The organism is Bacillus sp. DJP31 (assembly GCF_049310945.1).
Taxonomy (GTDB): domain Bacteria; phylum Bacillota; class Bacilli; order Bacillales; family SA4; genus Bacillus_BS.
On sequence record NZ_JBMERO010000061.1, the window covers coordinates 1 to 6,468 of the forward strand.

9 protein-coding genes are annotated in these 6,468 nt (G+C 35.4%); 4 read left to right on the top strand and 5 right to left on the bottom strand.

Annotation, left to right across the window (positions count from 1 at the left end):
- The first annotated feature begins 570 nt into the window (after positions 1-570).
- From ACOI1C_RS22080 to ACOI1C_RS22090, 3 genes are read left to right on the top strand one after another with little or no spacing between them, the layout of a single operon-like run.
- A complete protein-coding gene (locus ACOI1C_RS22080; RefSeq protein WP_422512795.1) occupies positions 571-705 on the top strand; it encodes a hypothetical protein in 135 nt (44 codons plus the stop codon).
- A 25-nt stretch (positions 706-730) separates the two neighbouring features.
- A complete protein-coding gene (locus ACOI1C_RS22085; protein ID WP_422512796.1) occupies positions 731-1,057 on the top strand; it encodes a hypothetical protein in 327 nt (108 codons plus the stop codon).
- An 18-nt stretch (positions 1,058-1,075) separates the two neighbouring features.
- Complete coding sequence (locus ACOI1C_RS22090) at positions 1,076-1,600, top strand: hypothetical protein (protein ID WP_422512797.1); 525 nt, start codon at positions 1,076-1,078, stop codon at positions 1,598-1,600.
- Between the two features lie 324 nt (positions 1,601-1,924).
- Here ACOI1C_RS22090 and ACOI1C_RS22095 read toward each other — a convergent pair whose 3' ends face one another.
- From ACOI1C_RS22095 to ACOI1C_RS22105, 3 genes are all read right to left on the bottom strand, one after another.
- A complete protein-coding gene (locus ACOI1C_RS22095) occupies positions 1,925-2,176 on the bottom strand; it encodes a hypothetical protein (protein ID WP_422512798.1) in 252 nt (83 codons plus the stop codon).
- Entirely contained in the window at positions 2,173-2,817 is a 645-nt protein-coding gene (gene vrrA / locus ACOI1C_RS22100; protein ID WP_422512799.1) for a VrrA/YqfQ family protein, read from the bottom strand. Before vrrA ends, ACOI1C_RS22095 begins: the two co-directional genes overlap by 4 nt.
- Positions 2,818-3,209: 392 nt before the next feature.
- The gene (locus ACOI1C_RS22105; protein ID WP_422512800.1) at positions 3,210-3,434 is read right to left on the bottom strand and encodes a glutaredoxin family protein; all 225 of its coding nucleotides are present in this window, start codon (positions 3,432-3,434) and stop codon (positions 3,210-3,212) included.
- Between the two features lie 135 nt (positions 3,435-3,569).
- Between ACOI1C_RS22105 and ACOI1C_RS22110 the strand changes: the two genes are divergently transcribed.
- Positions 3,570-4,250, top strand: a complete 681-nt coding sequence (locus ACOI1C_RS22110) for a Crp/Fnr family transcriptional regulator (RefSeq protein WP_422512801.1) — start codon at positions 3,570-3,572, stop codon at positions 4,248-4,250.
- Positions 4,251-4,445: 195 nt separating this feature from the next.
- Here the strand turns inward: ACOI1C_RS22110 and ACOI1C_RS22115 are convergent, their stop codons facing one another.
- Both ACOI1C_RS22115 and ACOI1C_RS22120 read right to left on the bottom strand, forming a co-directional pair.
- Entirely contained in the window at positions 4,446-5,783 is a 1,338-nt protein-coding gene (locus tag ACOI1C_RS22115) for an FMN-binding glutamate synthase family protein (protein WP_422512802.1), read from the bottom strand.
- A gap of 207 nt (positions 5,784-5,990) precedes the next feature.
- Positions 5,991-6,185 (bottom strand): carboxymuconolactone decarboxylase family protein, encoded by a 195-nt coding sequence (locus ACOI1C_RS22120; protein WP_422512803.1) that lies wholly within the window; start codon positions 6,183-6,185, stop codon positions 5,991-5,993.
- Positions 6,186-6,468: the final 283 nt, after the last annotated feature.

A 6,468-nucleotide genomic window follows, 5' to 3' on the forward strand; every position in this document is an offset into this window, starting at 1 on the left:
GATGTGAATTTGTCTGTTCCCAAACTAATAATTTTTGCATCATACCCCTTGGAATATACCCTCTCATTTTTCGCCTCCTCAGTAAATTCTTCTCTAAGAGCCTGTTCAAAAAGGAGGACAAAAAGAGCAAAGAAGTTCAAGGAAGCGAAGTCTTGAGCTTCCTGCGCGTATGTTTTGTATACGTGAGGAGCGGAAAGACGAGCTGACGAAGAAATTCGAAGCTATTTTTGCCGGACTTTTTGAACATCCTCTCTAAGAATATATTCTTTGTTAAAATTTATATGAAAAAAATGGCTGAAGGAAAAACTTCTTTAAATTGCTTTCCCCTTTTAGTAATCTACGATGGTGACTCAAAGGAAAGTCTCGTTATTATTTTTGGTTAAGTCCTCGACCTATTAGTATCTGTCAGTTCCACGTATCGCTACGCTTCCACCCCACATATAGACAACTAAGCTCTAAAAAATTTAAATTTAAAGAGGTAAGGTAGTAGGTTAACAATATTTATTACCCTTATATGTTGATTGAATATGATTATTTGTAAAGACAGTAGCCTAAAAGGAGTGACCAAAAATGAATCATTCAAACTATTATTTTGATCAAATTAATAACGAGCTTAATAATGTTCGAGCCGCTAAAGAAGTTGTTTGTTCTATTACAACAGGGTTTAGACTTGTTCCATCCATAAGATCTTCCACCTGGGGTTAATCCCTATCATGCATCTGTTGCTGATGTGGGCTATGGTACTGATGCAGTACAAGGGATTATTAACCGTCTTAAAAGTGGTAAAAATAACCCGTTACTTCCAATGCAGTTAGTGTTCGAGCTTGATACCCTTAAAATATCAGGTGCTCAAATATTTCCTAATTTTCAATTATCAATGGAAAACTCTTCACCACCGCCAGAGGCTTATTCTTTAATTAACCAAAGCTATCAATTGGATAAACAAATTGTAGACAGTATAGATAAAGCCCATTATTTAGGTCAATCACTTTTTGGAGTTGACTGGGTCAGAATAAAGAAAGAAATAGAAAATGTTCAAGCTATTCCACGACTATAAAAGGGAGGATGAATTATTATGCATTCAATGGATTTACAACCTATTACTTTATCAAATCAAGAAAGAGAACGCCTACAAAACTTGTGGAAGGTCATGCAGTCTGCCATACCAATCGTTCAAAGGATTTATGCTCTTTCAAGTCAACTACGAATTCATCCTGAATCCAGTCACGTAGATGGGATGATTCTTTATTACCGAGCTGTATCAGAATTAGCATATGGTCACGCTAGAGCAAAAGGCGGAATTCGTAGAGCTTACAATGGATTTTATAGTCATGAAGTTCAAAAAAACATGGTGATGTGGATTGGTGGTTACAGACAATTTTCCCAACAAACAACAGTTTTATTGGATAACGTTTCCAACAATGTTAACGGATCAGAGGCTAAACAGATTATCCAGCAGCTCAATCACTCCCTTCAGGAAAATGATAAAAAAGTGAGAAAGGCACTATCTAGAGCTAAAGACTTTTTCGGGCAAGAACAATTCAAGAAAATTCAAATGGAGATTATGAAGGATATGACGATCACTTCCAATCCAATGTAAGCCGGATTTAGATGCACAAACTATATGAATTCTGATACTATCAAAAAAACTAAGTGCTATAACACTTAGTTTTACCTATCTTTTTTTAAAACAATTCATTTACTTTTAATGTATTAATCAGTCCAATTTTAATATAAAAAGGAGTCATTCAGTTTTTTGATGTTTCATTAAGTAATTTTCCCACCTCTTATTAGGTCAGGTTGTATACTCCAAATTAAATCTGTTGCTCCAGCGAAATGTGGAGATGCCATTGAGGTACCTTCAAATCCTGGAACCGTATATTCCTATAACTAATCAAAAGTCACAGACAAATGACCATATAGGTTATACATATAGTTTTGGGCCAGTGTACTTTCTGTTGGTTTCATTTTTTTGATTTGTTTTCTCTGATGAGATCTCTTTTTTATTTTTAGGTTGTTCGTTGTCCTCTTTCATTTCCTTATTCTCTTTCTCTGCTTTTTCTTTTTTCCTTTTTCCCTTTTTAGTTTCTTTTTTAACTTTTTCAGTTTTTGTATCTTCATCATCGTCGTCACTATCCCTTAAAAGGCTTATCAGGACAGGAAGATTACTAATCAAGTCAAGGGAGCATACTGTTCTACCATTGGAGCTGCAGACTCAGCTATTTTTAGGTACCCTTGAATTTTGTCTAATGCACCCATAATTTTAGAACCACTTTGAGAAGGACCCAAGTTGCTTGCATCCCCGAAATCAGTTTGAGTAGTAGTAAGGCCAGTTCCTATTGATTGGAAGTTTTGTGTTGATCTGTTTGCTCCAGTTTGTGTTGAAGAATTTTTATTATTACCTGATAATAACTTCTGTAATAACCCGCCTGATTTGGGTGCTTGTTGATTTTGGGGATAGCCTGTTGTTTGATTACCTTGTCTTTGTCCGAATCCTATTCCGCTCATACCCCTTGTGTTTGTTCTCCCTGGACTATTCATCATACTTTGATTAAATCCACCTTGATTGGCTCCACCCCTTGGGCCAAAAGGGTATCTTTGATGAGGCATACTATTTTGACTAAATCCTCTTTGATTACCTCTTCCTCTAAAAGGATCTCCACTATTCACACTTCTAACGCCATTATTCATTAGATTGGGATTTGGATCAAAACCAAAAAGTTGTTTTTGAGCTGGATGGTATTGTTGAACTGGCTGATATGTTTGATTAGTTTGTTTGGGTGATTTCTTTAACATGGATTGTAGCATTTGAATCATCTGCCTACCTCCCTTATCTAACTAACATTTATTTGCAATTTTCTTTTTAAGTTTCATTTAAGTCATACGACGAGTAACGTTACATTCTATTCATTAAGTTCTCATTTCGTATGGGCACTCTAGTCACTATTTTTATTTCACAAAAAAAATAAGCATCTATCAAAAAAAATAGACACTCATCTTGGGGAATTCTGGTGTTATAAAAAAATTAAGCAGGGGATTCCCCTTCCTTTTTTACTTTTACATAATCATTCCATATTGTAAGCTGCCTTACAGATAATCTTTCTCCCTTTCTTTAGGATTAAGATAATAGAAACCTTGCCCTCATCTACATGTGGAATGAGCAGTCCCTAAAAACGGCTCTTTTTCTCTTTGAAATCTTATAGCATCCTCTATTTATACATTAATTGTAATTGATTCCACTTTAATATTTCATTATTTCCTTTATTTATCAAAATAGGTACAATTACTTCATTCACTAGTTCTATAAGTTCAGTTCTAGCATCTAAGTCATGCAGAACATTCTTTTCAATATAGTCTACGCCGTTGTTCTCCAATAACTTTTTTGCTTTAAAGCATTTGGTACATCCATCTATCGTAAATAATATAAAGTTCATCCCTCTACCTCCTGTTTGTAACATCTTAGCCTAAACCTCAAATCCGAATCAGTAAGATAAATTACAAATTTCTCTTAAAAATGCTTTATAATGTAGATTAGAGACCGATTCTTAAGCAGAAAGGGAGTTACATGAATGGATAAATTATTTCTATTATCTCAAATAAGCCTTTTAGATGAACTGCCCATGGAGGATTTACAGGTTATAGATGAAATGAGTGAAATGAAACCAGTCAAAAAAGGAACACTCATTTTTTCTCCAGAAAAGCCAATTGAGGCATTGTTTTTCTTAAAAAAAGGGCAGGTACGTTTATATAAAATAAATCAAAGTGGGAAACAGTTTACCATAGATATATTAGTTGACGGCAATATCTTTGGAGAAACCTCAACTTTACCTCTTACAGACGATGATACGTATGCGGAAGCTATGACTGAATCGTATCTATGTATTATTAGTAAAACAGAATTTGAAACATTTATTGAAAAAAATCCAAAGATTGCAATTAAGCTAATAAATATATTGTCAACAAGACTAAAAGAACTCTACAGCCTTAGTGAAAAAATTGCCTTAGGAGACGTGCGATATAGAATTATTTATTTATTGCTAAAGCTTAGTGAAAAAACAGGCAAACGGAAAAACGAATGGCAAACCATTGAAATGAAGTTAACTCATCAAGATGTAGCAAATATGGTGGGCTCAACAAGGGAAACAACTAGTACGATTATGAGTCAATTAAAAAAAGAAGGGTTCATCAAAAAAACATTACGTCTTGCCGTACATGTAGATCGGGTAAATGAAGTGTTAGATGAATTATAGAGTAATAGAGTGAGCTTTAAGTTCACTCTTTTTTCTATCAATCTTAGGCGAGAGTACCCCTTCCGCAGGGGATTGTGATGGGCATAGCCCAACGTTGTTTAGAACTAACTTGATACCTATATAGATTTTATCGGCTTACTAACAATACAAAAACAGGGTACAAAATTTCTGTTCCCCCGTTTCTATATCCATTACCTATTTCGTTCTCTTTCGATGAGATGCTCCATAACGAATATCCATAAATTCTGCTAGGTCCTTATCCATGGTAACTAGGTCTTCTCGGCTTAGTTCATTTAATTGCTTCTTCCCCATCACCTGAAGCGCACCCTTCATTTCTTCCGTACATGACTTTAGAAAATTAGCAAGATCTCTAGCACCTTCCTCTACATCAAACTCATCCTTTAACTTCCCAGAGTATAAGGCTAACTGAGGTGGTGGCATTTTTGGAAGTGCTTTAGTCATTTGACTTTGTAAAATAGCCATTAAAGCAATGGACCCGATATATACCGCATCCGCCCCTATTGCTAATGCTTTTAAGAAATGACCTGGGGTGGTAAGTCCTCCAGAAGCGATGATTTGAATCTTATCCTTTAAATTATGTTCTTTTAACCAATCCACTGCTCGTACTAGGGCGTGTAAGGTAGGGAGACCTATATCATCCTCAAACGTCGGTGGTGCACCTGCTGTACCACCTTCAGAACCATCAATGACAATATAATCAACGTTTGTTTGAGCTAATATTTCTAAGTCATATTCAACAAAGTCTGATCCTGCAATTTTTGCTCCTACTGGAACATCATTTTCAGCCTTTAAGCGATTTATTAGATTAATGATGTCTTGGCTAGACTCAACATTAGGAAATCTCGGTTGAATAGTAGAGTCTTCTCCTTCTTTCAGGGCCCATGTTTCTCTAAGATGATCCCCAATATCTTTTGCTTTTGTCGTAATCTCAGCAGCACCACCCCAAGCACCTTGACCGAGTTGGATCTCAATTGCATCTAAATGTTTTAAGTCCTCTTCCTTCATTCTCATCGCACGGTTATATTGACCAATCAATAAATTAGCATTATCTCTTTCTTCATTTGTAAGTCCACTCTCACCGGTGTTTGTAGATGTTCCTGCCATGGAAGTTCCCTTGGCGATTGCTGTCTTCATTGCTAGACTTAAAGAACCACCATATGACATTCCGGTTAACATAATAGGAGTTTCCAATCGAAGTGGTTTTTTTGCATTTGGTCCAATGACTGTTTTTGTCTGAACCTCTTTTTTGCTTTTGGTTGGAAGCTCAAAGAGCTGTCTGGGATTTAAAAGGACTTTCTCCCAAGGTGATAATACATTCGGACTTCCTATAGGCCGCTTCAATTCTTTCCCAGTTTGTGCCCTCATCCCTGCTTCCATAATTGCTTTTGGAGTTAGCTTTGTCGCGATCGTCGTCATTAGGAATGGGTTTTCTTCATATTTACTCGTTAGCATATTTTTCATTGCGGCATCCATGGATGAATCCATTAGCCATAACATCATTTTTTCAATCATGATAATCCTCCTTTTTTATAGGATTATCTTTTCCCAACTCAACGCTTGTTATGATGAAATATTAAATTCTTATAGAGCATCGATAAAACCCTACCTCAGAGAGTTTATATTATAAGGATAAAAGGATAAAAAATGACAAAAGGCATTCCGATTATATGTTCGGAATGCCTTTTATCGATAATTTGTACCGTCTCAAAAAGAAACGTTTTATTTATATTCACTTTCTAATTGTACCCCTAATCCTTCTGCCATACGATTGACGAAATTAAAGTATGAGGTTATTTGACAGATATCTAACACTTCAAGGTCTGAACATCCTGAATTTTTAAGTTGTTGAACATCTTCATCCTTCACACTATGTGGTTTAACTGTTAATTTCACGGCATAATCTAGGATGGCCATTGTTTTTTCATCTAAATCTACATTTTGATAGTTTTCCTTTAAGCCTTTTACAAGCTCTGCGTCTTTCGTCAGTAAATGGAGCGCAGCCCCATGATGTTAGAAGTTCCCCTTCAGAATCCTCATAGATAATCATATTGATTCTCGCATCCATCTTTATCCCTCCTTAAAGATTGAAATAAATTTTTATAAAGTTAATTATAAAGCATTAATTTCACCTTACAATCCAAAGATTATTTTTGTCAATGTATATTTTAAAAATTAAAATAAAGCATCACGAGTGTTA

Bases quoted from the DNA above. Each gene is read 5' to 3' on its own strand.
- ACOI1C_RS22080 (WP_422512795.1), top strand. From the start codon at position 571: ATGAATCATTCAAACTATTATTTTGATCAAATTAATAACGAGCTTAAT.
- ACOI1C_RS22090 (WP_422512797.1), top strand. From the start codon at position 1,076: ATGCATTCAATGGATTTACAACCTATTACTTTATCAAATCAAGAAAGA.
- vrrA (WP_422512799.1), bottom strand. From the start codon at position 2,817: ATGATTCAAATGCTACAATCCATGTTAAAGAAATCACCCAAACAAACT.
- ACOI1C_RS22105 (WP_422512800.1), bottom strand. From the start codon at position 3,434: ATGAACTTTATATTATTTACGATAGATGGATGTACCAAATGCTTTAAA.
- ACOI1C_RS22110 (WP_422512801.1), top strand. From the start codon at position 3,570: ATGGATAAATTATTTCTATTATCTCAAATAAGCCTTTTAGATGAACTG.
- ACOI1C_RS22115 (WP_422512802.1), bottom strand. From the start codon at position 5,783: ATGATTGAAAAAATGATGTTATGGCTAATGGATTCATCCATGGATGCC.
- ACOI1C_RS22120 (WP_422512803.1), bottom strand. From the start codon at position 6,185: ATGGCCATCCTAGATTATGCCGTGAAATTAACAGTTAAACCACATAGT.